This window comes from Sphingobium sp. TB-6 (assembly GCF_012927365.1).
Lineage (GTDB): Bacteria > Pseudomonadota > Alphaproteobacteria > Sphingomonadales > Sphingomonadaceae > Sphingobium.
Window position 1 is genome coordinate 129,826 of sequence record NZ_JABBGL010000006.1, and the last position, 25,145, is coordinate 154,970.

The 25,145-nt window shown below is 62.2% G+C and carries 20 protein-coding genes and 2 tRNA genes; 9 read left to right on the forward strand and 13 right to left on the reverse strand.

All coding sequences use genetic code 11. The annotated features are described in order from the left end of the window. Positions 1 to 53: 53 nt before the first annotated feature. From HHL26_RS10425 to HHL26_RS10450, 6 genes are all read right to left on the reverse strand, one after another. The gene (locus tag HHL26_RS10425) at positions 54 to 2,630 is read right to left on the reverse strand and encodes a TonB-dependent receptor (RefSeq protein ID WP_066558111.1); all 2,577 of its coding nucleotides are present in this window, start codon (positions 2,628 to 2,630) and stop codon (positions 54 to 56) included. A 360-nt stretch (positions 2,631 to 2,990) separates the two neighbouring features. Then, the gene (gene clpX / locus HHL26_RS10430) at positions 2,991 to 4,259 is read right to left on the reverse strand and encodes an ATP-dependent Clp protease ATP-binding subunit ClpX (RefSeq protein WP_066558115.1); all 1,269 of its coding nucleotides are present in this window, start codon (positions 4,257 to 4,259) and stop codon (positions 2,991 to 2,993) included. A 133-nt stretch (positions 4,260 to 4,392) separates the two neighbouring features. Continuing rightward, a complete protein-coding gene (clpP, locus tag HHL26_RS10435) occupies positions 4,393 to 5,028 on the reverse strand; it encodes an ATP-dependent Clp endopeptidase proteolytic subunit ClpP (RefSeq protein WP_066558118.1) in 636 nt (211 codons plus the stop codon). Positions 5,029 to 5,141: 113 nt separating this feature from the next. After that, positions 5,142 to 6,119: a glycosyltransferase family 2 protein gene (locus HHL26_RS10440; protein ID WP_066558122.1), complete on the reverse strand. Its 978-nt coding sequence runs from the start codon at positions 6,117 to 6,119 to the stop codon at positions 5,142 to 5,144. A gap of 147 nt (positions 6,120 to 6,266) precedes the next feature. After that, entirely contained in the window at positions 6,267 to 7,868 is a 1,602-nt protein-coding gene (tig, locus tag HHL26_RS10445; protein ID WP_066558125.1) for a trigger factor, read from the reverse strand. A 70-nt stretch (positions 7,869 to 7,938) separates the two neighbouring features. Beyond that, positions 7,939 to 8,023: transfer RNA gene (locus HHL26_RS10450), tRNA-Leu, on the reverse strand. 141 nt (positions 8,024 to 8,164) lie between these two features. Here HHL26_RS10450 and HHL26_RS10455 point away from each other — a divergent pair. The 3 genes from HHL26_RS10455 to HHL26_RS10465 all read left to right on the forward strand — a co-directional run bounded on the left by HHL26_RS10455 (position 8,165) and on the right by HHL26_RS10465 (position 10,053). Beyond that, positions 8,165 to 8,356 (forward strand): hypothetical protein, encoded by a 192-nt coding sequence (locus HHL26_RS10455; protein ID WP_066558130.1) that lies wholly within the window; start codon positions 8,165 to 8,167, stop codon positions 8,354 to 8,356. Positions 8,357 to 8,504: 148 nt separating this feature from the next. Then, positions 8,505 to 9,110: a sigma-70 family RNA polymerase sigma factor gene (locus HHL26_RS10460; RefSeq protein ID WP_066558136.1), complete on the forward strand. Its 606-nt coding sequence runs from the start codon at positions 8,505 to 8,507 to the stop codon at positions 9,108 to 9,110. Continuing rightward, a complete protein-coding gene (locus HHL26_RS10465) occupies positions 9,028 to 10,053 on the forward strand; it encodes a FecR domain-containing protein (protein ID WP_066558139.1) in 1,026 nt (341 codons plus the stop codon). The genes HHL26_RS10460 and HHL26_RS10465 overlap by 83 nt, the downstream gene beginning before the upstream one ends. Positions 10,054 to 10,117: 64 nt before the next feature. Here HHL26_RS10465 and HHL26_RS10470 read toward each other — a convergent pair whose 3' ends face one another. Beyond that, positions 10,118 to 10,816: an NAD-dependent deacylase gene (locus tag HHL26_RS10470; protein ID WP_066558143.1), complete on the reverse strand. Its 699-nt coding sequence runs from the start codon at positions 10,814 to 10,816 to the stop codon at positions 10,118 to 10,120. Between the two features lie 157 nt (positions 10,817 to 10,973). Between HHL26_RS10470 and dapB the strand changes: the two genes are divergently transcribed. From dapB to HHL26_RS10490, 4 genes are all read left to right on the forward strand, one after another. Then, positions 10,974 to 11,738 carry a 4-hydroxy-tetrahydrodipicolinate reductase gene (dapB, locus tag HHL26_RS10475; protein ID WP_066558146.1) on the forward strand — a complete coding sequence of 255 codons (765 nt, stop codon included), beginning with the start codon at positions 10,974 to 10,976 and terminating at the stop codon, positions 11,736 to 11,738. A gap of 2 nt (positions 11,739 to 11,740) precedes the next feature. Further along, complete coding sequence (gene nth / locus HHL26_RS10480) at positions 11,741 to 12,391, forward strand: endonuclease III (protein WP_066558151.1); 651 nt, start codon at positions 11,741 to 11,743, stop codon at positions 12,389 to 12,391. A 131-nt stretch (positions 12,392 to 12,522) separates the two neighbouring features. Beyond that, entirely contained in the window at positions 12,523 to 12,870 is a 348-nt protein-coding gene (locus HHL26_RS10485; protein WP_066561796.1) for a hypothetical protein, read from the forward strand. A 74-nt stretch (positions 12,871 to 12,944) separates the two neighbouring features. Then, positions 12,945 to 13,021: transfer RNA gene (locus HHL26_RS10490), tRNA-Arg, on the forward strand. 14 nt (positions 13,022 to 13,035) lie between these two features. On the opposite strand, the gene HHL26_RS10495 is transcribed toward HHL26_RS10490, so the two are convergent. The 4 genes from HHL26_RS10495 to HHL26_RS10510 all read right to left on the reverse strand — a co-directional run bounded on the left by HHL26_RS10495 (position 13,036) and on the right by HHL26_RS10510 (position 19,365). Then, positions 13,036 to 13,521, reverse strand: a complete 486-nt coding sequence (locus tag HHL26_RS10495; protein ID WP_066561797.1) for a methylated-DNA--[protein]-cysteine S-methyltransferase — start codon at positions 13,519 to 13,521, stop codon at positions 13,036 to 13,038. Positions 13,522 to 13,612: 91 nt separating this feature from the next. Continuing rightward, entirely contained in the window at positions 13,613 to 15,016 is a 1,404-nt protein-coding gene (locus tag HHL26_RS10500) for an efflux transporter outer membrane subunit (RefSeq protein ID WP_066561798.1), read from the reverse strand. Positions 15,017 to 15,021: 5 nt separating this feature from the next. After that, positions 15,022 to 18,198, reverse strand: a complete 3,177-nt coding sequence (locus HHL26_RS10505; protein WP_066558155.1) for an efflux RND transporter permease subunit — start codon at positions 18,196 to 18,198, stop codon at positions 15,022 to 15,024. 3 nt (positions 18,199 to 18,201) lie between these two features. Beyond that, entirely contained in the window at positions 18,202 to 19,365 is a 1,164-nt protein-coding gene (locus HHL26_RS10510) for an efflux RND transporter periplasmic adaptor subunit (protein WP_066558157.1), read from the reverse strand. Between the two features lie 117 nt (positions 19,366 to 19,482). On the opposite strand from HHL26_RS10510, the gene HHL26_RS10515 reads away from it, so the two are divergent. Both HHL26_RS10515 and HHL26_RS10520 read left to right on the forward strand, forming a co-directional pair. Next, a complete protein-coding gene (locus HHL26_RS10515) occupies positions 19,483 to 20,070 on the forward strand; it encodes a TetR/AcrR family transcriptional regulator (RefSeq protein WP_066558160.1) in 588 nt (195 codons plus the stop codon). Positions 20,071 to 20,188: 118 nt separating this feature from the next. Further along, positions 20,189 to 20,353: a hypothetical protein gene (locus HHL26_RS10520; RefSeq protein ID WP_169576093.1), complete on the forward strand. Its 165-nt coding sequence runs from the start codon at positions 20,189 to 20,191 to the stop codon at positions 20,351 to 20,353. A gap of 38 nt (positions 20,354 to 20,391) precedes the next feature. Here the strand turns inward: HHL26_RS10520 and HHL26_RS10525 are convergent, their stop codons facing one another. Both HHL26_RS10525 and HHL26_RS10530 read right to left on the reverse strand, forming a co-directional pair. Next, positions 20,392 to 23,283: a M16 family metallopeptidase gene (locus tag HHL26_RS10525; RefSeq protein WP_066558168.1), complete on the reverse strand. Its 2,892-nt coding sequence runs from the start codon at positions 23,281 to 23,283 to the stop codon at positions 20,392 to 20,394. 170 nt (positions 23,284 to 23,453) lie between these two features. Next, positions 23,454 to 24,839 carry a DEAD/DEAH box helicase gene (locus tag HHL26_RS10530; RefSeq protein ID WP_066558171.1) on the reverse strand — a complete coding sequence of 462 codons (1,386 nt, stop codon included), beginning with the start codon at positions 24,837 to 24,839 and terminating at the stop codon, positions 23,454 to 23,456. Positions 24,840 to 25,145: the final 306 nt, after the last annotated feature.

Consider the following 25,145-nt stretch of genomic DNA (forward strand, 5'->3'; position numbering starts at 1 on the left):
AAAAGGGCGCGGATCGCTCCGCGCCCTCTCTTTTCCGTTACGAAAATGGCCGCTTAGAAGCCGAACACCACCGAACCGATGAAGGTGCGCGGCGAACCGATCTGCACGAAGGGCAGGTTGCTGGCCGCGGCAAAGCCGGCATCGAGACGCCCGTCAAAGCCGCCATAATAAAGCTTGTCGAACACATTGCTGACATTGAGCTGCAAATAGGTCTTGTCGCCCATCCCCAGCGGCGCAAGGCTGAGACGCGCATCCAGATCGACCAGCGTGTAGGCAGGCGCCTTGGCATCCATGACCTGCGTGCCGCCGCTGACGGCCACGCCGCCGATGATGGTGCCGCCCAGGGTGAACGGACGGTTGAGGTCGTTGACGTAGCGCGGACCGGTCCGCTTCACCTGCACGCCCAGTTCGACCGGACCCAGGATCGCCTGCGCGCGACCGCCGATGGTGTAGACCGGCGCGCCCGATTCCCGCTTGCCGCTGGTCTGGGCGTAGATCGGATCACCCGCAGCCGCACAACCCGCAACGCCCGCCAAGACGTTGGCGGAGGTGCATTCGCCGTACAACACGTCATCCTTGATCTTCGACTTCAGATAGGAACCGAAGGCATAGAAGACCAATTCCGGAATCGGGCGATAGGAAACGCTGCCGTCAATGCCATATTTGTCGACGCGGCCCAGATTGCGGTACAGCGTGCGATCGGTTTCCGGATCATAGGCCGACGCCAGACGGTTCTGGTAGATGGTGTACCAGAGCGATAGCTGCGCCTGAACCTTGCTGCTGCGGTAGCGCACGCCCAGGTCGAAATTGTCCGTGGTTTCGGGCGACGGCTTGGCCGATGCCGTGTCGGGTGCGAAGAAGAAGCTGTTGTACAGATTGTCCGTGCCCGGAACCTGCAAGCCCTTCGAATAATTGCCGAACACGCCCAGCGCATTGGTCACGTCATAAGTCAGGCCGATGTTCGGCAAAACCTTGTTATATTTGAAGACGCGGCGCTGCGGCCCCTGGATAGTCGGGTTGAGCGCCGCATATTGCGCCGCGCCCGCGCTGTTCGTGCCGAAGCATTCGACAAAGCCGGTGGCGCTCGACGTCGCGCAATAATTGTTGAGGTCGCGCTTGAAGAAAGGTGCGCGCACGCCAGCCGTCACCGTCAGCGCGTCGAACTTGCCGCGATATTCGCCGGCGAGCTGATTGAGGATCGCCTTGGAGAAGCGATCGCGCTTCTGCAGGATCGAACCCGTCGCGTCCTTGAGCGGATTTCCTTCTTCCGGGAAAGCGTGCAGCGGCTGGCCGTCATTACGCAGGAACTCGGTCTCGCCGGTCTGGCGATGCCGCGCATAATCAAGGCTGTACGCGATTCGGACCGACTGATCCTCGGAGAAATTATAGCGCAACGAAGCGATCAGGCCATAGCGGCGGGTGTTGGTTTCGCTGGGTGCGAGCACGCGGATCGAGTCCAGCAGATCGCCGTCGCCATTGACGTCATAGCCGAAATAGGGGCTGCCGCCGAGATAACCGACCGCATTGGTCACGCCGCTGCCCGGATTGATATCGCGGAACCCTTCACGCGCCGTCGCCGTACCGCCGCCATTGGCACGCACATATTGGAAGCTCGGATCGACCGTCAGGATCAGATTGTCCGCCAGCGTGAAGCGGGAATTGATGCGGATATTGCCAGTCTTCGACGGGTTGACGCGCTCATCGAAGGTCGAGCCGCAACTCGTCGCGGCATCCGCAACGCCCGCGATCGCCGGCATCTGCGTGGTGCAATAGGGGATCACATAGTCGCGCTCGTCGCGATTGTTCGGAAAACGGCTGGGCACGGCGCCCACGCCGTCGTTGCGGAACGTCACCGAACCGAAGCGGTTATTATAGGCTTCGTTATAATGCGCCGCGATGGCGATGAAATCGCCATTGTCACCGATCGGCTGATAGATTTTGGCATTATATTGCTGTTTGCTGATCTCGCCGCGATTATTGAAGATGGTGTCGTTGGTCGCCTTGCTGGCTGCGAAGAAAGCCTTGGTGCCCCAGGGCGTGAACACGCCGGTATCGATCGATCCGAACATGCGGAAGAAGGAGAAATCGCCAGCCGAGCCAACGACCTTCACGCTGAAATCGTCGGTGGGGTTGCGGGTGCGGTAGTTGACCGTCGAACCCGTCGCCGCTGCCGTAGGGCTGTCCACATCGGTCGTGCCGAGATTGACGTTGACCTGCTCGATCAGTTCGGAATCGAGCTGCTGGCTGGAATAGATCGAATAGCCGCCGGAGTCGTTCAGCGGAACGCCGTCAAACGTCTGCGAAATGCGGGTATTGTCGAAGCCGCGGATATACATGGTGCCGCCGGCCGAACCGAAGGGATCGTTATTCTGAAAGCTGACGCCGGGCAGCAGGTTGATGATGTCGTTGACCGATTGCCCCGGAATCTGGCGCTCAATGACTTCCTGATTCAGAACGCCACGAGCCTTGCTCGTTTCGGGCAGTTCAACGCCGGCGAGCCCCTTCGGGGTAGTCGCGCCCGTCACGATGATCTCATTCTCAAAGTCAATCGAACCCGTCGACTGCGCGAACGCGGCGATTGGTGCAGCCACGGCGACAAGCGCGGCGCTGCACATAAGAAGCTGTTTCATTTGAACATTGTCCCTTTTAAAGTTTGGCGCGTCGCGCCGGCTTTATTTTGCTCTGTGGAGCTGGCGCCGCCTGTGGCGGCCGATGGCGACGGCCCTGTGATGCTCTGATTACAGTTTTACGACAATATAACAGCCATCAGTCATCGGCCGCCTCAGCCAGACCAAGTGGGACATGAGGGACTTGAAATGACTCATATAAATTATTGATATTAAACAATTTAATTATATTGCGATGCCACTGTTTAACAGTGGTGCAATTTTGCAACGCAGCAGGATTTTTTGTGCGGTTGCGATACAGGCATAAAAAAGGGGCCGGCGAAGCACCGCCGACCCCAAATTTCAAACTGTCAAAGGATGGATTCAGGCCGCGTCTTCGGCCCGCTTGTCCTTCTCGCTGAACACGCGAATCGGTTCCTTGCTGCCCGCGACCACATCCTTGTCGACGACCACTTCGCCTACGCCTTCCATCGAAGGCAGGTCGAACATAGTGTCGAGCAGGATCGCCTCCAGGATCGAGCGAAGCCCGCGCGCGCCGGTCTTGCGCTCGATCGCCTTCTTGGCGATCGCGGTCAGCGCGTCGTCGGTGAAGCTGAGTTCCACATTCTCCATGTCGAACAGCTTCTGATATTGCTTCACCAGCGCGTTCTTCGGTTCGATCAGGATCTTGACCAGAGCGGTCACATCCAGATCCTCCAGCGTCGCGATGACCGGCAGACGGCCGACAAATTCGGGGATCAGGCCGAATTTCAGCAGATCCTCCGGCTCGCTCTGACGCAGCAATTCGCCGGTCTTGCGTTCCTCAGGAGCCGCGACATGGGCGCCGAAACCGATCGACTTGGCTTCCAGACGGTCACCGATGATCCGTTCCAGACCTGCGAACGCGCCGCCACAGATGAACAGGATGTTGGTCGTGTCGACCTGCAGGAATTCCTGCTGCGGATGCTTGCGGCCACCCTGGGGCGGAACCGAAGCGGTCGTGCCTTCCATCAACTTGAGCAGCGCCTGCTGAACGCCCTCCCCCGACACGTCGCGGGTGATGGAGGGATTCTCCGCCTTGCGGCTGATCTTGTCGATTTCGTCGATATAGACGATGCCGCGCTGCGCCTTCTCGACATTATAGTCGGAGGCCTGGAGCAGCTTGAGAATGATATTCTCGACATCCTCACCGACATAGCCCGCTTCGGTCAGCGTCGTGGCGTCGGCCATGGTGAAGGGCACATCGAACGTCTTGGCCAGCGTCTGCGCGAGCAGGGTCTTGCCGCAACCGGTAGGCCCGACCAGCAGGATGTTCGACTTGGCCAGCTCGACCTCGCCCGGCTTGGTGCCATGGTTGAGGCGCTTGTAATGGTTGTGGACGGCGACCGACAGGACGCGCTTTGCCCGGTTCTGGCCGATCACATAATCGTCCAGCACATCGCAGATTTCCTGCGGGGTCGGCACGCCGCCATCCTTCTTGCCGACGAGACCGCCCTTGGTCTCCTCGCGGATGATGTCGTTGCACAGTTCCACGCACTCGTCGCAGATGAACACGGTCGGCCCCGCGATCAGCTTACGCACCTCATGCTGCGACTTGCCGCAGAAGGAGCAGTAAAGCGTGCTTTTAGAATCGGAGCCCGTAAGCTTAGTCATTCGCCAATCTCTCTTCCCTCTTTCAGGCGAACAGCCGCCTGTGACGAGGGATATTCTGGTCCTAGGATCATCCTAGACCGCGACGCGCCCGTTTCACAAGGGGAGAAAAGGGCGCGGGCGGTAAACATCGGGTTTAGCCTTCGCTCGTGTCCGCCGCGGCTGGGCGGCGGTCAAACACTTCGTCGACCAGACCGAACGCCTTGGCTTCCTCTGCTTCCAGGAAGGTATCGCGGTCCATCGCCCGTTCCACTTCCTCCAGCGAACGGCCGGTATATTCCACGTAGAGATTATTCAGGCGGCTGCGGATTCGCAGGATTTCCTTGGCCTGAATCTCGATATCCGACGCCATGCCCTGCGCGCCGCCCGAGGGCTGGTGGACCATGATCCGGGCGTTGCTGAGCGCGATCCGCTTGCCCGGCTCGCCAGCGGCGAGCAGGAAGCTGCCCATGGAGGCGGCCTGACCGATGCAGACGGTGCCCACCTGCGGCCGGATATATTTCATCGTATCGTGGATCGCCATGCCGGACGTCACCACGCCGCCGGGCGAGTTGATGTACATCCAGATGTCCTTCTTCGGATTTTCCGACTCAAGGAACAGCAACTGGGCCACGATCAGCGAGGCCATATGATCCTCGACCTGACCGGTGACGAAGATGATCCGTTCGCGCAGAAGGCGCGAAAAAATGTCGAAGCTGCGCTCGCCCCGGTTGGACTGTTCGATAACGATGGGGACCAGAGCGGCCATGGGATCGGACATGATTTCGGTCATTTTGCTCTTTCAGGGTGATTGCTTTTGCCCGTTCACTACATCGGGACAAAATGCAGACTGTTCAAGGGGTCGCGTGAAACGCAGGTGAGATCGGGCAAATGCCCCGCGCGAAATCAGTCGCGCCGGGCGAAATCGGATGGCGCCTTGAAGGCGAGATAGGCGAGCCGCCGCACCTCCCGCCGGCCGCGCACGACGGTATCGAGGATGAGGCCGCACATGCCCGACAAGGTGGCAAGGATCATCAGGCCCGTCACCAATATGGCGGTGGGGAAACGCGGCACAAGGCCCGTCTTCATATAAGTGAGGATCAGCGGAGCCGCCAGGATCAGCCCGGTCGCGGCCAGCAGCGCAGCGATGATCCCAAAGAAGAGGACCGGCCGTTCGATGCGATAAAGCGTGATGATCGTGCGCAGGATGCGCCACCCGTCACGATAGGTGGAAAGCTTGCTGACCGACCCTTCCGGCCGCGCCCCATAGGCGGTGACCACCTCCGCCACAGGCATGGCGAGCTCCAGCGCATGGACGCTGATTTCCGTCTCGATCTCGAAACCGGCGGAAAGAACCGGGAAGCTTTTCACGAACCGCCGGGAAAAGACGCGATAGCCCGAAAGAATGTCGGTGAAGCTGCGTCCGAAAAGCTGCTTCAACAGGCTGGTCAGCGCCCAATTGCCAAAGCGATGGCCCCGGCGATAGGCTTCCTCGATCTCGCTCCTGCGCGAGCCGACGACCATGTCGAGATTGTCTTCCAGCATCGCCGCGACCATCCGCGGCGCGGCGGCGGCCTCATAGGTCGCATCACCATCGGCCATGATATAGATGTCCGCATCGACATCCGCGAACATGCGGCGGACGACATGGCCCTTGCCCTGCTGCGCCACGCAGCGGACGATAGCCCCTGCCCCGGCGGCAAGCTCGCGGCTCCCATCGCTGCTGTTGTTGTCGAAGACATAGATTTCAGCGGTCGGCAACGCGCGGCGAAAATCCTCCACCGTCTGAACGATCGCGCCAGCCTCATTATAGCAGGGAAGGATGACCGCTATCCGTGGGCTTGCGACCGCCTCCCCGCTTTCCACTGCCGGAAATTCCTTCATCGACACGCAAACCTTATTACCGCCCCGTCCCTGTCGACATGAACGGGCTTGATTAAAATTTCATCTGCCATGTCGCGGCAGAAATGAAAAGCGCCCGCACTTCCTTGCGAAGCCGGGCGCTTATCCATTCAGACCGAAGCGGCCTTATTAAGCCTTGGCGGCTGCCTTCTTGGCCGGAGCCTTCTTGGCCTTGGGCTTGTCATCGGCAGGAGCTTCCTCAGCCACGGCCTCGTCCTGCTTGGCGGGAGCCTTCTTCGCCGGAGCCTTCTTGGCCGGAGCCTCTTCGGCCACCTCAGCAGCCGGAGCCTCTTCAGCTTCAGCGGCCTTCTTCTTCGGAGCAGCCTTCTTCGCCTTGGGCTTTTCGTCATGGTCATGGTCATGACCACAGCCCGGACCATGGACGTGCGGCTTCAGATCGCCGTCTTCGGCCTCGATCGCGGCTTCCAGCTCTTCACGGCTGACGGCTCGATCGGTGATCTCCGCCTTTTCGAACAGGAAGTCGACGACCTTGTCCTCATAGAGCGGGGCGCGGAGCTGAGCCGCGGCCATCGGATCCTGACGGACATATTGCACGAAACGCTCGCGGTCCTGCGGGCTGTACTGCTGCGCAGCCTGCATGATCAGGCGGTTCATTTCCTGATCGTTGACGACAACGCCATTGGCCTGGCCGATTTCCGAGAGCAGCAGGCCCAGGCGGACGCGGCGCACCGCGATGCCGCGATAATCTTCCTTCTCCGCTTCCATCTCGGCCAGAGCCGCTTCCGGATCTTCCTCATGGCCGGCTTCATGTTGAAGCTGCGCCCAGATCTGGTTGAATTCGGCTTCCACCATGCTCGGCGGCACGTCGAAGTCGTGCGAAGCGGCGAGCTGGTCGAGCAGCTTGCGCTTCATATGCGTGCGGGTCAGGCCGTTATGTTCCTGCTCAATCTGGCCCTTCAGCAGCTCCTTGAGCTTGTCCAGACCTTCCAGACCCAGCGACTTGGCGAAATCATCGTCCAGCTTGGGCTTGTCAGCGTTCAGGATCGACTTGACGGTGATGTCGAAGGTTGCGGCCTTGCCGGCGAGGTGGGCGGCGCCATAATCTTCCGGGAAGGTGACGGTGATGGTCTTCTCATCGCCCTTCTTGACTCCGGCAAGCTGCTCTTCGAAGCCCGGAATGAACTGGCCCGAACCGATCTTCAGCTTCACGTCTTCGGCCGAACCGCCTTCAAAGGCTTCGCCGTCGATCTTGCCGACGAAATCGATGGTCAGCGTGTCGCCGTCCTTCGCCTTGTGCGAAGCGGCATGCTCTTCCAGCGCGCCCTGCTGGGTCGCGATGCGGCCCGCGGCTTCGTCAACCTGCTCGTCAGCGACTTCGACGGTCAGGCGTTCCAGCTTCAACCCTTCGACGCTCGGCGCGGCGATTTCGGGCAGCACTTCCAGCGCCACCTTGATCTCCGCATCCTTGCCGAATTCGAAAGTTTCATCCAGCTCGACGGAGGGCTGCATCGCGGGACGCAGCTTGTTGTCCGCGATCAGCTTTTGAATGCTGTCCTGGATCGAGCTGTTCAGCGCGTCGCGTTGCAGCGATTCGCCATGCATCTTCTTGACGAGATTGGCGGGCACCTTGCCAGGGCGGAAGCCCGGCATCCGTACCTGCGGCGCGATCGCGGCGACTTCCTTTTCCACACGGGCGTCGATGTCCTTCGACGTGATGGTCACGGTGTAGGCGCGCTTCAGGCCCTCGTTCAACGTCTCGACAGTCTGCATCTCTTCTCTCAAACGCTTTCTTAAAGCTGAATTTCGTTGGCGCTTGGCGCTGCTCCACGTCCTGGCGCACTGGTGCGGGCGAAGGGACTCGAACCCCCACATCTTGCGATACCAGAACCTAAATCTGGCGCGTCTACCAATTTCGCCACGCCCGCATCGGTCGCCGGTCGGCGCGGCATAGAGAAAAGAGTCTCTCGAAGCAAGGCCCAGAGGCCAAGCCTGTGGATAACTGGTGGATAACTCCCAAGGGAACCCCGCGCCAGCCTGCGCGTAGCCCATATCAAGGAGAAACAGCCATGGCTACCCAACCCGATCCCGCCCCCGACGGCATCCCCCCACCGGACATCATCGAGCCGCAATCGCCGCCGGAAACGCCCGCGCCCACCACGCCCGAAGAGACGCCCGCCGGCGAACCGCCGGAAATCATACCCGAAGGACCGGATTTCGATCAGCCCGATCGCGCCCCGCCGGAAATCCCGCCGGGCTGATCGACGCATTTTGGCAACAGAGAGTCAGTTTTCCACAGAAACGGGAAATAATGCGCCGGCAATCGCTGGACAGGCTCCTGCATCCATGATTGAACTATGACAAACAGATGAAATCGGGAGAGGCGCGGCTGACATCAAGGGGGTCAACGTGCACAGGGTTCGCGCTAAGCTGGAATGGTTCAAGACAGTGATCCTGCCACAGGAAGCTGCTCTCCGGGGGCGGCTCAGGCGGATACTTCCTGCCAATCAGGAACTGGAAGACATGGTCGCGGAGGTTCTCGCCCGCGCCTATGCCACTGAAAATTGGGAAAATGTGACCACGGGCCGGGCGTATCTCTTCACGATCGCCCGCAATCTGGTGATCGACACGGCCCGCCGCAACAAGGTGGTCAGTTTCGAAACCATTGCCGACCTGGAATTGCTGCAGGGCGAAAATAATGTGGAAGCGCAGCTCCACGCCCGCGAAGCTTTGCGCCAGGTCGAAGCAATCGTCGATTCGCTGCCGACACAATGCCGCCGGGTCTTCATTCTTCGCCGTATCCACGAAAAATCGATGCTGGAAATAGCGGAGGAGATGTCTCTATCCGTTTCTACTGTTGAAAAACATCTGGCCAAAGCGATCGCAATAGTTATGCGGGCCTGGGCGGAACGTGAGGAAACGGATTTCGAACGTGCGGGCGTCGGGACCAGATTCGGGCTACGAAAGCAGGGACAAGATCGAGGCGGAAGCCGCGCGCCTGCTGGCAAGGCTTAATTGCGACCCCAGCGCGCAGGACGAAGCCGAATTCTGCCGCTGGATCGAATCGGACCCCCGCCATGCCGTGGCGTTCGCCCGGGCCGAAGCCGCCTGGGAAGCGGCCGAGCGCCTGAAGAGTGCCGCCGCCGAGGTCAACCTGCCTCCGCTGGAAGCCATAGTCAGCGAGGAACAGCAGCGCCGCCTGTCGCGCAACATCATGATCGCCGCCGCCGTCGCGGTGATGCTGTTCATCGTCGCCGCGATCGTCACCGTCCGCACCTTCAGCGGCGTGGATCATTACGAAACCCGGATCGGCCAGATCAGCGACATCGCGCTCAATGACGGCTCCACCCTGCACCTCAACAGCGACAGCGCCGCAGAGGTCCGCTTCACCGATCATGGCCGCAAAGTCCGCATTCTCAAGGGCGAAGCCTCGTTCGATGTCGCGCACGACCGCTCGCGCCCCTTCGACGTGGAGGCCCGTTCAGCCGTCATCCGCGCTGTCGGCACCGCCTTCAACGTGCGCCTGCGCCCCTCCATGGTCGAACTGACGGTCACGCAGGGAATTGTCACTGTCCATTCGGGCAACAAGCTGGCCCAGCAAGTCAGCGCGGGCAGCGGCGCCGTCATCCAGCCGCGCAGCGTTTCGCTCACCCATCTCGACTCGCGCCTGATCGGCCAGCGCACCGCCTGGCGCGAGCAGATGGTCGAACTGGACGGTGAAACGATCGAACAGGCGGCCAGTGAATTCAACCGCTACCGCGCGGCGCCCATCCTGATCGGGGATACCCGTGTCTCGTCGCTCCGCATCGGCGGCCGTTTCCGCATCACCGACAGCAAGGAATTCCTATCCGCCTTGCAACTCAGCCTGCCGATCCGGGTCGTGGGCGGGCAGGACGGCTCGGTCATGCTGCTCTATAAGGATGAACTGGAACCGGCGGATAACGCAGCCGGCGAATAAGATTGCGGAAAATCTTTCCTATGCAGACGCGTGGGGAGGATTTTGCTGCAAGTTCCTGACCGGACTAACCCAACAACTCCCGCACCAATTCCGGCACCAGATCACTGGCCGGCCCCATGCGACTTTCTTCGAAATAGAAGCTCCCTGCCGACGGGTCCAGATTCAGCTCCAAGGTCCGCGCGCCTACATGGCGCGCTGTCTGCACAAACCCCGCCGCCGGATAGACCGCGCCGGAGGTTCCAACCGAAACGAACAGATCGGCCCGCCGGAGCGCCTCATCGATCATGTCCATCTCGTAAGGCATTTCGCCAAAAAACACGATGTCGGGCCGCAATCGCGGTTCGCCGCACCCATCGCAAACCGAAGCCGGCGGCAAGGCTTCCATCCAGCGCTTCGCTTTCCCACAGGCCGCGCAAAGCGCCGACTGCAACTCCCCATGCATGTGGATCAGCCGCTTCGCCCCGGCCCGCTCATGCAGATCATCGACATTCTGGGTGACGATCAGCAATTCCCCCGGCCATTGCGCATCCAGCGCCGCCAGCGCCTCATGCGCGGCATTGGGCCTGACCTCCGCCAACTTCGCCCGCCGCTCGTCATAGAAGCGATGCACCAGCGCGGCGTTGCGCGCCAAAGCTTCGGGGGTACACACATCCTCGACCCGATGTCCCTCCCACAGACCGTCCGGCCCGCGAAAGGTTGCAAGGCCACTCTCGGCCGAAATCCCTGCGCCGGTCAGGATTACGATATTGCGAATGTCGTCCATCCCCTGAGCTTAGCGATCGAGCGAGCCGCTCGCGACGATTTTCCTTCCCGCCCATTTTCTATTGCGATGGCCAATAGCAAAGGGATGACGTAGCAAAGGGATGACAGAGCCCGCCCATTCTGGCATCCGCCACGCGACATTTTAAGGAATGACAGTGATGACGAGCATCGGGATTTTCGGAGCAGCAGGCCGCATGGGACACGCCATCGCGCAGATCGCCCAGGAAGCCGGGCTGAAAATCGCCGGAGGCACCGACCGCAGCGGCGAAGGGGAACTTGCCCCCGGTATCCCCATCACCACCGATCCCCTCGCGCTGGCGCAACGGAGTGACGTGCTGATCGACTTTTCCGTGCCCGCTGCCCTGTCCGCCCATCTCGACGCCTGCATCGCGGCGAAGAAGCCCGTCCTGATCGGCACCACCGGGCTTGAACCCTTGCATCATGCGCTGATCGACGACGCCGCAAGGCAAATTCCGCTGCTCCAGACCGGCAACACCTCGCTCGGCGTCAACCTGCTGGCGGCGCTGGTGGAGCAGGCAGCCGCGCGCCTGGGCGACGATTGGGACATAGAGATTGTGGAAATGCACCACCGCCACAAGGTCGATGCCCCGTCCGGCACCGCCCTGCTGCTGGGCGAAGCGGCGGCGCGAGGACGCGGCATCACCCTGGCCGACCATAGCGAGCGCGGCCGCGACGGCATCACTGGCGCCCGGGCCAAAGGCGCGATCGGTTTCGCGGCCCTGCGCGGCGGCTCCGTGGCGGGCGACCATCAGGTCATCCTCGCCACCGAGGGCGAGCGGATCGAAATCGGCCATCGCGCCGAAAGCCGCCTCATCTTCGCGCGCGGCGCCGTCAAGGGTGCGCAATGGCTGATCGATCAGCCTATAGGCCGCTATGACATGAAAGGCGTTCTGGGCCTCTGAACGTGAAGAAGGACCAGATCTTCGACTTTTTCAGCCGCCTTGCTGAAGCCAATCCGGCGCCCCGCACGGAGCTGGAATATGGCAATGACTATCAGCTTCTGGTCGCGGTGGTCCTCTCCGCACAGGCTACGGACGTCGGCGTCAACAAGGCGACACGCGCCCTGTTTCGCGATGTCCAAACGCCGCAGCAGATGGTGGACCTGGGCGAAGAGGGGCTTAAAGCACATATCAAGACCATCGGCCTGTTCAACGCCAAGGCGAAGAATGTCATCGCCCTTTCCGAGATATTGGTCCGCGATTTCGGCGGAGAGGTGCCGCAGGACCGCGACGTTCTGACCACCCTGCCCGGTGTGGGACGCAAGACGGCCAATGTCGTCGTCAACACCGCCTTCGGACAGGAAACTTTCGCGGTCGACACCCATATCTTCCGCGTTGGCAACCGGACCGGCCTGGCGCCGGGCAAAACCCCGCTGGCGGTGGAATTGAAGCTGGAAAAGCGCGTTCCCGGCCCTTTCCGCCGCGACGCCCACCACTGGCTGATCCTGCACGGCCGCTATGTGTGCAAGGCACGCAAGCCCGAATGCTGGCGCTGCATCGTGGCCGATCTATGCCGCTTCAAACCCAAGACGCCAGCGCCCGGAACGGCAAGCTGATTATCGTGCGGTTCAGCCGAACGATGCTAAAAGGAGCGGAATAACGGATGAAGCGTTAGCGCGCCGTCATTCCTGCAGTCACAAGGAGAGACATCATGTCCGCTCATCTCACCCACCGGCTGGCTCTGGCCATGGCTTTCGCCTGCGCCGCCGCCCCAACCCTCGCCAAGACCGCTCCCGACAATCTCGTTCCCGCCGGCAAGCCGGTCGATTGCGTCCAGATCACGTCGATCCGCTCCACCAATGTCCGTGATGACCGCACGATCGACTTCATCATGAACGGCAACAAGGTCTATCGGAACACGCTGCCTTATAGCTGCCCCAGCCTGGGCTTCGAAAAGCGCTTCCTCTACAAGACCAGCCTGTCTCAGCTTTGCTCGGTGGACATTATCACCGTGCTCTACGAGGCTGGCGGATTGCAGCGGGGGGCGAGCTGCGGCCTTGGCGAATTCCAGCCGATGCGAAAACTCGCGAAATAACTTTGGTCTGGGGCGATTTTGGTGCTGGCGTGAGCGATTGGGCTTTGCTAAGCGGCCCTTCACAGCAGCAACACGCACCCATAGCTCAGCTGGATAGAGCGTTGCCCTCCGAAGGCAAAGGCCAGAGGTTCGAATCCTCTTGGGTGCACCATTTTTGCATGGCCGTCAGAATGTTCTTCCTTCCAGTCCAAGCAGATATTGCTTGGCCTTCAAGCCACCCGCAAAGCCGGTAAGCGCGCCATTCGTCCCTACCACGCGGTGACAAGGCGCAATGATCGAAATCGGATTGCGGCCATTGGCAGACCCCACGGCCCGGTAGGCGGAGGGTTTGCCGATCTGGCTTGCAATATCAGCATAGCTGCGCGTTTCGCCAAATGGGATGGTCAGCAGAGCCGCCCAGACACATCTTTGGAAATCCGTACCGTTGAAATCGAGCGGCAGATCGAATGCCTCCCGCTGTCCGGCAAAATATTCGCCAAGCTGCTGCCCGGCCTTATCCAGCAGAGGGTGATCGCCGCGCTCGACCCGCGGCTCCAGCCTGACGCGCTTCGGGTCATCATTTTCCCACAGGACCGCCGCCAGCCCCGTCCCGCTTGCCACCAGCGTCAGTTCACCGACGGGTGAGGCCATCATCCGATATGCGTAGGTCATGTCCACTCCTTTCCACCATTTGATGGCGCAAGCATAGGACATGATAGGCGGAGCGCCTTCCCGCCGCTTGCGATCAAAGCGGCGGGCGAGCTTATTTGAGGCCGCCGCCCATGGCGCGATACAGTTCGACCATGTTCGTCGCCCGCGTCAGCCGCGTCGCCAGCAGGCTCTGCTCCGCATTGTAGAGCGTCCGCTGCGAATCCAGCGTGGTCAGGAAACCATCGACCCCCGCCCGGAAGCGCGCTTCCGACAGTCGATAACCGACCCGCGCCGAATCCCGCAAAGACGTCTGCGCCTCCATCTGCGCCGTCATCGTGCCCCGCCGGGCAAGCGCATCGGCAACCTCACGAAAGCCGGTCTGCACGCTCTTCTCATAGGTCGCGACCATCGCGTCATAGCTTGCCCGCGCATAACGCAAATTGCCCTGATTGCGCCCGAAATCGAAGATCGGCAGGCTGGCCGAAGGCGCCACCGACCAATAATCGCTGCCCGACTTGAACAGATTGGAAAGGCCAAGGCTCATCGTCCCGAATGCCGCGGTCAGCGAGATTTTCGGGAAGAAAGCCGCACGCGCCGCACCGATATTGGCATTGGCCGCCAATAGCTGATGCTCCGCCGCCATGATGTCCGGCCGCCGCAGCAAAGCCGTGGAAGGCAGGTCCGCCGGCAGATTGGCCAGTGTAACATCCCCATCCGGCATCGCCGTCGGCAGATCCTCCGCTGGCACAGTCGCTCCGGCCAGCAGATTCAGTGCATTCTGGTCCTGCGCGACCAGGGTCGTCGTCTGGGCAATGTCGGAACGCGCCTGGTCATAGCTGGTCTGCGCCTGCCGCACTTCCAGTTCCGACGCGATCCCCCTGGCAAAGCGCGCCTTTGTGAGATCCAGAGTCTGGCCAAAGGCCTTCTCCAGATCGCGGGCGATCTTCAGCCGCTCCTGATCCGCCGCCATGCTGAGCCAGGCATTCGCGACTTCCGCGATCAGAGCGGTCTGCGCGGCATTGCGGTTCTCGACCGAAGCAAAATATTGCTCCTGCCCCGCCTTGGCCAGATTGCGGATCCGCCCGAACAGGTCGATTTCCCACGCCGACACGCCGACCGAGGCGCTGTAGATGTCCGTTCGCCCCGATACGCCCTGTTGGGCGAAGGGCTGATCCTGATAGGTCGCGCTGCCATTGACGCCAAGGGTCGGAAAGATATCCGCCCGCTGCACCCTATATTGCGCCCGCGCCTGCTCGACATTGGCGAGCGCCACGCGCAGGTCGCGATTATTGGCGAGCGACGTTTCGATGACCCGGGCCAGGCGCGGATCGACAAAGAAATCCTTCCACGCCGTATCCGCCGGAGCGATCGCCTGTCCCTCCGTCACGGTATAAGACGGTCCCTGCGGGCTGGCTTCCGGCACGGGCAGCGTCGGCCGCACATATTTTGGCGCCATGTCGCAGGCGGCGAGCGTCAGCGCCAGGGCAGCGGCCGGGAAGAGCTTGATCTTGTTCATTATCCTCACGCCTCCTGCGACGCCGGCACGGCGCTGCCCTCATGCTCGCCTTCTTCCCTTCCGTGATGTTCACGGAACAGCCGCTTCACCACGGTAAAGAAGACCGGCACGAAGAAGATGGCGAGCACCGTCGCGGACAACATGCCGCCGACCACGGCCCAGCCAATGGCGTTCTGGCCACCAGCGCCCGCGCCCTTCGCCACCGCCAGCGGCAGCACGCCGAAGACGAAGGCGAAGCTGGTCATCAGGATCGGCCGCAGACGCAGCTTGCCCGCCTCCAGCGCCGCCTGCGCAGGCGGCAGCCCTTCGCGCATCTTTTCCTCGGCAAATTCCACGATCAGAATTGCATTTTTCGCCGATACGCCGATGGTCGTGATCAGGCCGACCTGCAAATAAATGTCGTTGTTGAGACCTAGCAAGGCTGCCGCGACCACCGCCCCGAAGACGCCCAGCGGCACCACCAGCATGACCGCGATCGGCACCGACCAGCTTTCATAAAGCGCGGCCAGGCACAGGAAGACGATCAGCATCGACAGCGCGTACAGCGCCGGAGCCTGCCCGCCGGAGGTCTGCTCCTCATAGGAAATGCCGTTCCATTCATAGCCGACGCCCGCCGGCAGCTTGGCCGCCATTTCCTCCATCGCCTTCATCGCCTCGCCGGTTGAAACGCCCGGCGCGGGCGCGCCCATGATCTGCATCGACGGCACGCCGTTGAACCGCTCCAGCTTGGCCGGACCATGGGTCCATTCGGTGGTTGCGAAGGAGGATATCGGCGCCATCACGCCCGAACTGCCCCGCACATGCAGTCCGCCGATCGAATCCGGCGTGGTGCGGAAGGGCGCATCGGCCTGCACATAGACGCGCTTCACCCGGTCGCGGTCGATGAAGTCGTTGACGTAGCTGCTGCCCATCGCGGTGCTGATCGTGTCGTTGACGTCCGATTGGGCGATGCCCAGCGCCCCGGCCGCCGCCTGATCGACGTTCAGCTTGAGCTGTGGCGTATCCTCCAGGCCGTTGGGCCGCACCTGCGCCAGCCGCTTGTCGGTCATCGCCATGCCCAGCAACTGGTTGCGCGCCTCCAGCATCTTCTCATGGCCCAGGCCTGCCCGGTCCACGAGCTGGAAATCAAAGCCGGTCGCGTTGCCCAGTTCCTGCACGGCGGGCGGCACGAAGGCGATCGCCATGCCGGCGGCAATCTTCCGGAAGGCGCCATTGGCGCGAAGCGCGATGGCGGACACCTTGTTGTCGTCGCCCTTGCGCTCCGACCAGTCTTTCATGCGGGCGAAGACGATGCCGACATTCTGCCCCTGCCCCACGAAACCAAAGCCGGAAATGGTGAACACGGCGGCGACATTCTTCTTCTCGTCGATCAAATAATGATCGCGCACCTTGGTCAGCGTCCGCTCGGTCTCCTCCAGCGTCGATCCGGTCGGCAGGGAGACCTGGTTGATGATGATCCCCTGATCCTCATCGGGCAGGAAACCGCCCGGCAAGCGCAGGAAGACCAGTCCCATGCCGACCACGATCAGCCCATAGACCAGCATCGTCCGGCCCCAGCGGCGCTCGACCTTTTCCACCGCCACGCCATAGCGCACGACATTGCGGTCGAAGGTCCGGTTGAACCAGTCGAAGAAGCGGCCGAAGCGCGAGCCGAAAGGCCCCGTCCAGATATGGCTATGCCCCTTGGGGCGCAGGATCGTCGCGCAGAGCGCGGGAGTCAGGATCAAGGCCACCAGCACCGACAGCACCATCGCGGAAACGATGGTGATGGAGAATTGACGGAAGATCACGCCGGTCGACCCGCCAAAAAACGCCATCGGCAGGAACACCGCCGACAGCACCAGGCCGATGCCGATCAGCGCGCCGCTGATCTCGTCCATCGATTTTTTCGCGGCTTCCTTCGGACTGAGTCCCTCTTCCTGGATGATGCGCTCGACATTTTCGACCACGACGATGGCGTCGTCGACCAGCAGACCGATCGCCAGCACCATGCCGAACAGTGTCAGCGTATTGATGGTGAAACCCGCCGCATAGAGGATCGCCAGCGACCCCAGCAGCACCACCGGCACCGCAATGGTCGGGATCAGCGTGGCGCGCCAATTCTGCAGGAACAGGAACATCACCACGAAGACGAGCAGGGTCGCCTCGATCAAGGTGTGGACCACCTGCTCCACCGACAGTCTCACGAAGGTCGAATTGTCGACCGGGAAGTCATATTTGACCCAGCTCGGGAAGGTCTTGGACAGTTCGTTGATGCGGCTCTTGACGCCGTCAACGGTATCGAGCGCGTTGGCGCCGGGCGCCAGCCTGACGCCGAAACCGGCGGCCGGATGGCCGTTGAACTTCGCCCCGAAGCTGTAGCTCTCCGCACCCAGTTCGACCCGGGCGACGTCCGACAGATGAACGACCGACCCATCGCCGTTGCTGCGCAGTCTGATCTGGCGGAACTCTTCGGGCGTCTTCAGGCGCGACTGCGCCGTCACGGTGGCGTTCAGCGCCTGTCCCCTGGGCGAAGGCGTGCCGCCGATCTGGCCAGCCGAAACCTGCGCATTCTGCGCCCGGATGGCCGATTTGACGTCGCCCGTGGTGACGCCCAGGTTAGCCATCTTATAGGGGTCGAGCCAGACCCGCATCGCATATTGCGCGCCCAGCAACTGCGTGTCGCCCACGCCATTGACCCGGCTGACCGGATCCTGCAATGCCGACGCGACGAAATCGCCCGCATCCTGCTGGTCGTGAATGCCGTCATCGGCATAGACGGCCATGATCATCAGGAAGGTCGAGGTGGATTTGGTGACGCGCAACCCCTGCTGCTGCACTTCCTGCGGCAACAGCGGCGTCGCCTGGGCCAGCTTGTTCTGCACCTGGACCTGCGCGATGTCGGCGTCGGTGCCCTGCTCGAAAGTCAGGGTGATGGTCAGATTGCCGGCGGAATCGCTGCTTGAGGAGAAATAGCGGAGATTGTCGATGCCCTTGAGCTGCTGCTCGATGATCTGCGTCGTCGTGCTTTCCAGCGTTTGGGCGTTGGCGCCGGGATAAGTGGTGGAAATCGTCACCGCGGGCGGCGCGATGGCCGGAAACTGCGCCACGGCCAGCGACCGGAGCGCCAGCGCGCCGGCCAGCATGATGACGATGGCGATGACCCATGCGAAGATGGGCCTGTCGATGAAATAGCGGGCCATCGCTTACTTCGCTCCGCCGGAATTCGCTGGCTTCTGCGGAGCCGTCACCTGCTGCGGCGCGCCCGGCTTCACGACCGTTCCGGGGCGCAGGTTGACCAGCCCCTCGACGATCAGCCTGTCACCCGCCTTCAATCCCTTGGTGACGATCCATTTGTCGCCCACCGGCCGGTCGGTTTCGACCTGACGCAATTCGACCTTGTTGCCTGCCCCGACGACCATGGCCGTCGCCCGGCCTCGCGCATCGCGGGTGATGCCCTGCTGCGGTGCCAAGATCGCCTTGGTGCGCTGCCCCTCGACCAGCTTGGCGCGGACATACATGCCCGGCAGCAACAGCCCATCCGGATTGGCAAAGGTCGCGCGCAAAGTCACCGCGCCCGAACTGGGATCGACCGTCACTTCGGAAAATTGCAGCCGCCCCTCGATCGGATAGACGCTGCCATTGGGGAGCAGCAACTGCACCCGCGCCCCGTCGGCCGCGCTGACGCCACCCGCCTGCATCGCCTGCTTGAGATCGATGATCTGCGCCGCCGACTGGGTCACGTCGACATAGACGATGTCGGTCCGCTGGATCGTCGCCAGAGCGTCGGCTTGCCCGGCCTGCACCAGCGCACCCGGCGTGAACAGGGAGCGGCCGATACGCCCCGAAATCGGCGCCCTTATGCGCGTGAAATCCTGGTTCACCTGTGCGGCCTGCACCGCAGCCCGCTGTGCCGCGACATCGGCGCGTGCCTGTTGGGCGGCGGCGGCGGCATTGTCAGCCTCCTGCCGGCTGACCGCGTTGATGCCGACCAGCTCCTTATAGCGTTGCGCCTGCAAACCCGTGGCCCGGATCGATGCCTGCGACCGCGCCAACGCGCCCTGCGCCTGTCCCAAAGCCGCACGATAAGGGGCGTCCTCGATCTCGTAGAGCAGTTGGCCCGCCTGTACCAAGGCGCCTTCGGTAAACAATCTGCGACGGATGACACCATTAATCTGTGGTCTGACTTCCGCGGTTTCCATGGCTGCGATGCGACCCGGAAGCTCGGTCACGAGGGGCGCGGCCTCGACCGTCACGTTAACGATGCCGACTGCGGGGGGCGGCGGCGCCGGCTGCTGTTGCTGGCCGCAACCGCCCAGCGCCAGGGTCGATGCGCAAGCGAGCAGTCCGACAAATATCCCCTTTTGCATCGGTCGCTGCTCCGTTTCCCTAAAGCCGATCACTGGAATGAACGTTCATTCCGCTTGCGCCGCAGGTAGGAACCTGCCACAATTTGTTCAAGAGTAAAAAAGCCGGGATGAAGATTTTTGATTGCGCCGCAACATGAACGGACTGCCCGAGACCGCATATTGAACGCGGCCCGCGATCTGTTCGCCGCCAACGGTTTCCACCAAAGCGCAATGGCCGAACTGGCCACCGCCGCCCAAGTTTCCGTGGGCCAGATCTACCGCCTGTTCAAGGGCAAGGAAGATATTATCGAAGCCATCGTGAAAAGCGACATGCAGGAACGCGAAACGATCATATCGAGCTTGCAAACCCGCCTCGACGCGGGGGAGATCAGCATCGAGCGGACGTTCGAACTGCTGCTGCTGGAGGTCATGGACGATCCGCATGAGGCTCTGTCCTTCGACATATTGGCCGAAGCATTCCGCAATGCGCCGGTCCGCGACACCATCACCGACATGTGCAGGGGCTTGCGAAAGTCATTGGGCGATTTCGCCTGCGTCGCCAATCCCGACCTGTCCGGGGAAGCGCTGAAAAGCGCCGAGGAAATCATCCTGGCCTGCCTGTTCGGCCTTGGCCACCGCAGCCTGTCGGCGCCCGACATCAGCGCCGAACGCACCGCCAAGCGTGCCGCCTTCATGATCGTCGCCGCGCTCCGCGCCATGGACTGATCGGTCCGGCGTAGCTTCCGCTCCTTCCGTCGCGTTGCAGCAACGATTGGGGTGCGATGCAGCAACCATCTGCCGCTGTGAAGCATTCTCGCTCCCAAATCGTTCCGGGAGGCAGATAATGGGCATCAACGCATCGTTCGATCGCAGCTATTTCGAGGCTCGGCTTGACCGCAACCGCAGACTGGCGGCCCGCTCCAGAAATCCTGAAATCCGAGCGATCCACATGGAATATGTGCGCCTATACAGCCAGTTGCTGGAACAGTCGGGCCGCGCGCCGGCTTGAAAGCCCGCCAGGGGACGACACGGCCTGAGCCACCCACCCTATCGGGCGGCGACGCCATCGGGCAGCACCACTGCCGACCAGCTCTTGCCCGGCACCAGATATTTGGCCGCCAACGCCTGAAGATCGGCAGGCGTGACTGTCAGCATATCCTGCGCCATGGTCTGCATCGCCTGCACATAGCGCGGATCATGGGTCGCGCCCTCCATCTGGTTCATCCAGAAGGCATTGCCCGTCCCGGCGCGCATCAGCAATTGCCGCATCGGCGCCACCGCCCGCTGCAATTCATCCTCGCTCACCGGATTCCTAGCCAAATCGGCCGCCGTATCCTTCACCACGTCGTAGAAATAGTTGACACGATCGGGCCGCACCTGGCTCGTGACCAAAATATAGCCGCCGCTTTCATAGGAAAAAGGCCAGTTATTCTGAACGCTGGGCGAATAGGCAGCCCCCTCGGTCGAGCGCAGCTTGTCGAACAACCGATCGTTGAAGATCTGCGTCAATATTTCCAGTTGCCGCGCTTCTTTGGTCAGCGCAAAGCCGCCTGCTGTCGGCCAGGCCATCACCGCCGCCGCCTGTTCCTTATCGCCCTTGTGCCGCAGGATCACCGGCGCCTCGACATGGGCGGGAAAGCGCATGATCTTGTTCGCCGCCGGAACCGGCACTTCGGGCCGTGGCGGTAAAGCGCCGAAGGTTGCAGCGACAGCCGCGATGGCGTCATCCGCCTTCACCTGGCCGAAAATCTGGACCTCGATCGGCCCCGACGCCAACAGCGGCTCCCATGTCGCGCGGAAGGCCTGCGGCGTCAGCCCATCGATCTCCGCCCGCGAGGGCGTGCGGAAGCGCACATCCTTGTCATGCAGCAACCAGTTGAGATCGCGCGCCAGCACGGAATCGGGCGCCCGCGCCATCGCATCATAGGCGACCCCGGCACCCGTCTTCACCCTCGCGATCGGCGCAGGATCCCAACCGGGCGCGGCGAGCTTGGTCGCGAACAATTGAAGCTGATCCTTATAGTCCGCCGGTCGCGTGACCGCCTGCAATTCGAAGGCGTCGTCATCGATGGAAAAATCCATTCCCATGCGGCGTCCATTGGTGAGGTCATCCAGCTCCCGCTGCCCTAGCTTTCCGATCCCGCTCGCGACCAGCGCATAATCGGCGGCCCAGCCCGGCGCGGCTTTGGTCGGTGAAAAGGCCTGCTGGCCATGGCCGAAGCGGACATTGATCCGCACCTTCTCCGTCTCCGCATCATTGGCGAAAAGGGTGAGCTTCACGCCATTGGAGAAGATGATGCTTTCCATCCCCGGCAGGCCGATCGGCGTGCGACACACGACCTTGCCCGGCGCACCCAGTTTCGGCAGGTCGGCCATGGTCACGACCTTGTCATTCAGGCGCGCATTGGTCGCCGCCTTGACCGGAGCCGCTACGGCGGCGGCCAGCTTCGCATCGACGCCCGGCTGCACCTTCCCGGTGATCAGATGCGCCCGGAAAACGCCCGCCGAAAAGAGCCGCCGCGTCGAATCCAATATCTTTTGCGGCGTCATGCCCGACTTGCCGGAACGGAAGATGTCCAGAGCCGCCTGCGGGCTGACGGTGGTTTCGCGGATATCGACCGCGCTCACCAGATCGCTCGCCTGCTTGGCGCCCGCCTCGGTATCGGCATTTTCGACCTGGATGGCGAGCGCCGTATCCATCTGCGCATATTCGCGGTCGATTTCCAACTGGCTGGGCGGAACGGCCTTGGCGTCTTCTATGATGGCGCGGACATCGCCCAGCGCCTTCTCCCAATTTTCGCCGGTGGGCACGATGGTGACGAAAGTGCCGTCCACCGACCGGCTCACATCCTGCTGATCCACGCCCGCCTGCAGGAAGCTGCCGCCGCTGCGCGCAGCCTGCTCCAATCGACGGCTGATGATCTGAAGGGCCAACATGTCGGTCAGCTTGTCCTGATTATAGACGATGGTGTCCGCACGCGGCTTCCATGGCCGCAACCAGGCCATGGTAAGGCCGGTAGGCGCGCCGGGTTCCACCGTCACCCGGGTCGCGGGCGCCTTGGCGTCGGGCTCCCCGAAATCGGGCAACGGCGCGCCCTTGCCCGGCACGGTCCAGGATGCGAAATTATCCTTGATCAACTGCTCGGCCATGGCCGGGTCGATGTCGCCCGCGATTGAGATCACGGCATTTTCAGGGCGATACCAGCGCTGGTGGAAAGCCTCCATCTTCGCCGCCGTCACCGCATTCAGCGTCGCCACGGTGCCGATCGGGCTATGATCGGCCAAGGGCTGGCCAGCGAAGAAATGCCTTCGCGTCGCATCGGAAATCCGCATTTGCGGCCCATCGCCCTCGCGCTTTTCCGCCAGGACGACCGCCCGCTCGGCATTGACCGCGCTTTCCACGATGTTGGGATCGGCCATCATGCCGGACAGGATCTTAAGGCTTTCCCCCAGACTCGCCTGCGTCGCCTGCGGCAGATCGAGAGCGTAGGTGGTGCCGGTGGGCGTCGTCTGCGCATTGCTGTCGCTACCGAAGGTGACGCCCAGCCGCTGCCAGATGCGCTTGGATTCACCATCGGGCACATGGCGGGAGCCGCGGAAAGTCAGATGCTCCATGAAATGGGCGTAACCCAGTTCATCGGGCTGCTCCATCAGCGACCCGGCATCGATCCGCAGCCTGACCGAGACCTGCCCCGGTGGCACGCCGTTGCGTCGGATCGCATAGCGCAAACCGTTGGACAGCTCCCCAAAACGCCATGCCGGATCGATCGGCACATCGCTGTTTTCATAAAGCCATGGCCGGACTTGCGCCTTGGTCGATCCGGACGCGGCGGGATTGGCAACCGGGTCCGTTTTCGCGGCAAGAGGCGCGGAAACTCCCGAAAGCAGCAAGGCAAGGACGGACAGCGAAGCGGCAGAGCGCCGGAAGGAAAAGCTCATGGCCGCGCAGCCTAAAGAGATTTTCCTGAATGACCACTGACAAAGAGTGGGAGGCCAGAAACAAGGCGCACCGTGTTCCTGCGAAGGCAGGAACCCAGTTCAAACGGTAGAAACGCAATCAAACGGCGGAACTGGGCCCCTGCCTTCGCAGGAGCACAAAGCTCATGATCTCAACGTCCGCCCGTCCTCTGCACCGCGCCCTTATGCGCGCCGACGCCGCTGCCGCCGCGCCGGCGACGGAAGTTCTTCTTCGCGGGCTGGCCGGCTTCACCATCGGGGCGGTGTGCCCGCTCGGCATTGCCGCGCGGCTGCTTCTGCTGGTCCTGATAGCGGCGCTGACCATCGGCGCGCTTGGCCTTCTGCTCCGGCGTCTGCTCGCGGCCTTTGCGCGGCGGGGCCGCCTTGGGCATGTTACGCACCGCCTCGACGAAATTCTCCGGCAGAGGCACGATCTCCAGCTTCACCTTCGCCGTCCGCTCGATCGCTTTCAGATAAGGCCGCTCGTCGTCCGCCACGAAGCTGATCGCGATCCCTTCCGCCCCGGCGCGGGCCGTGCGGCCGATGCGGTGAACATATTGCTCGGGCACATTGGGCAGCTCGAAATTGATGACATGGGACACGCCCGAAACGTCGATCCCACGTGCCGCGATGTCGGTTGCTACCAACAGCTTCACTTGGCCATGGCGGAAAGCCTGCAAGGCGGTGGTCCGCTGCGCCTGGCTCTTGTTGCCATGGATGGCGACGGCCTGAATTCCCGCCCCTTCCAGAAAGCGCACGACGCGGTCCGCGCCATGTTTCGTACGCGTGAAGATCAGCGCGCGGTCGATATCCTCGCTCCTGACCGTCAGGTTGAGCAACGCCTGCTTCTCCATCTGATTGACGAAGGTCGCCTGCTGACGGACCCGCTCCGCCGTGGTCGACTGCGGCGCGACGCTGACCTTTACCGGATCGCGAAGGAACTGCGCGGCCAGCGCCTCGATCTCACCCGGCATGGTGGCGGAGAAGAAGAGGTTCTGCCGTTCCTTGGGCAGCAGCTTGGCGATGCGTTTCAAGGGATGGATGAAGCCCATGTCCATCATCTGGTCGGCTTCATCGAGGACGAAAATCTCGGTATCCTTGATGGTGAAAGCCCGCTGGTCGATCAGGTCGAGCAGACGGCCCGGCGTCGCGACGACGATATCGACGCCCCGGCCCAGTGCGCGGATCTGCTTGTTGATCGGCACGCCGCCAAACACGACCTCCACCGACAGCTTCATGAAACGGCCATAGTCGCGGAAGCTCTGCGCGATCTGCGCCGCCAGTTCGCGCGTGGGAGAAAGCACCAGCATCCGGCAGCCCTGAAGCGGCGTCGGTTTGGGGTTGCGGGCGAAATGGTCAAGGCTCGGCAGCGCGAAGGCCGCCGTCTTGCCGGTGCCGGTCTGCGCGATGCCGCACAGATCCTTGCCCTTCAGCAAAACGGGAATGGCCTGCGCCTGGATGGGGGTGGGCAAAGCATATTTCTTGGCGGCGAGCGCCTTCAGGATCGGCTCGGCAAGGCCAAGGTCGGTAAATTGCATGGATGATAACTCACAAGTCGGCCCCGGCGCCTTCCGGCATGGCCGGGACGCAAGGCGGGTTACGAAACGACCCGCGTGAAAAGGGAAGCCTCAAAGCTTGGCGCAGACTTTCATTGGCCGGCCCCGATGCCTGTCGGCCGGAGCGATCACGCTGCCAATCGCTGAAAGGGCGATTAAGCCCAACTGCTGCGCTGCAGCGCGTATGGCGGGAATGTCGGGGAAAAGCAAGCGGTAGATGGCGTTGGTGGTGACGTGACCGAAAATGATGGAGATATGTTCGTCATCCCAGCGTTCGCCGGGATGACG

What these genes read in the sequence shown, in the direction of transcription:
- HHL26_RS10440 (WP_066558122.1), bottom strand. Translation starts at nt 6,119, where the DNA reads ATGAAGGAATTTCCGGCAGTGGAAAGCGGGGAGGCGGTCGCAAGCCCA.
- HHL26_RS10470 (WP_066558143.1), bottom strand. Translation starts at nt 10,816, where the DNA reads ATGGACGACATTCGCAATATCGTAATCCTGACCGGCGCAGGGATTTCG.
- HHL26_RS10485 (WP_066561796.1), top strand. Translation starts at nt 12,523, where the DNA reads ATGGCTTTCGCCTGCGCCGCCGCCCCAACCCTCGCCAAGACCGCTCCC.
- dapB (WP_066558146.1), top strand. Translation starts at nt 10,974, where the DNA reads ATGACGAGCATCGGGATTTTCGGAGCAGCAGGCCGCATGGGACACGCC.
- clpX (WP_066558115.1), bottom strand. Translation starts at nt 4,259, where the DNA reads ATGACTAAGCTTACGGGCTCCGATTCTAAAAGCACGCTTTACTGCTCC.
- HHL26_RS10500 (WP_066561798.1), bottom strand. Translation starts at nt 15,016, where the DNA reads ATGAACAAGATCAAGCTCTTCCCGGCCGCTGCCCTGGCGCTGACGCTC.
- HHL26_RS10530 (WP_066558171.1), bottom strand. Translation starts at nt 24,839, where the DNA reads ATGCAATTTACCGACCTTGGCCTTGCCGAGCCGATCCTGAAGGCGCTC.
- HHL26_RS10520 (WP_169576093.1), top strand. Translation starts at nt 20,189, where the DNA reads ATGGGCATCAACGCATCGTTCGATCGCAGCTATTTCGAGGCTCGGCTT.
- HHL26_RS10495 (WP_066561797.1), bottom strand. Translation starts at nt 13,521, where the DNA reads ATGACCTACGCATATCGGATGATGGCCTCACCCGTCGGTGAACTGACG.
- tig (WP_066558125.1), bottom strand. Translation starts at nt 7,868, where the DNA reads ATGCAGACTGTCGAGACGTTGAACGAGGGCCTGAAGCGCGCCTACACC.
- HHL26_RS10425 (WP_066558111.1), bottom strand. Translation starts at nt 2,630, where the DNA reads ATGAAACAGCTTCTTATGTGCAGCGCCGCGCTTGTCGCCGTGGCTGCA.
- HHL26_RS10505 (WP_066558155.1), bottom strand. Translation starts at nt 18,198, where the DNA reads ATGGCCCGCTATTTCATCGACAGGCCCATCTTCGCATGGGTCATCGCC.
- clpP (WP_066558118.1), bottom strand. Translation starts at nt 5,028, where the DNA reads ATGACCGAAATCATGTCCGATCCCATGGCCGCTCTGGTCCCCATCGTT.
- HHL26_RS10510 (WP_066558157.1), bottom strand. Translation starts at nt 19,365, where the DNA reads ATGCAAAAGGGGATATTTGTCGGACTGCTCGCTTGCGCATCGACCCTG.
- HHL26_RS10455 (WP_066558130.1), top strand. Translation starts at nt 8,165, where the DNA reads ATGGCTACCCAACCCGATCCCGCCCCCGACGGCATCCCCCCACCGGAC.
- HHL26_RS10525 (WP_066558168.1), bottom strand. Translation starts at nt 23,283, where the DNA reads ATGAGCTTTTCCTTCCGGCGCTCTGCCGCTTCGCTGTCCGTCCTTGCC.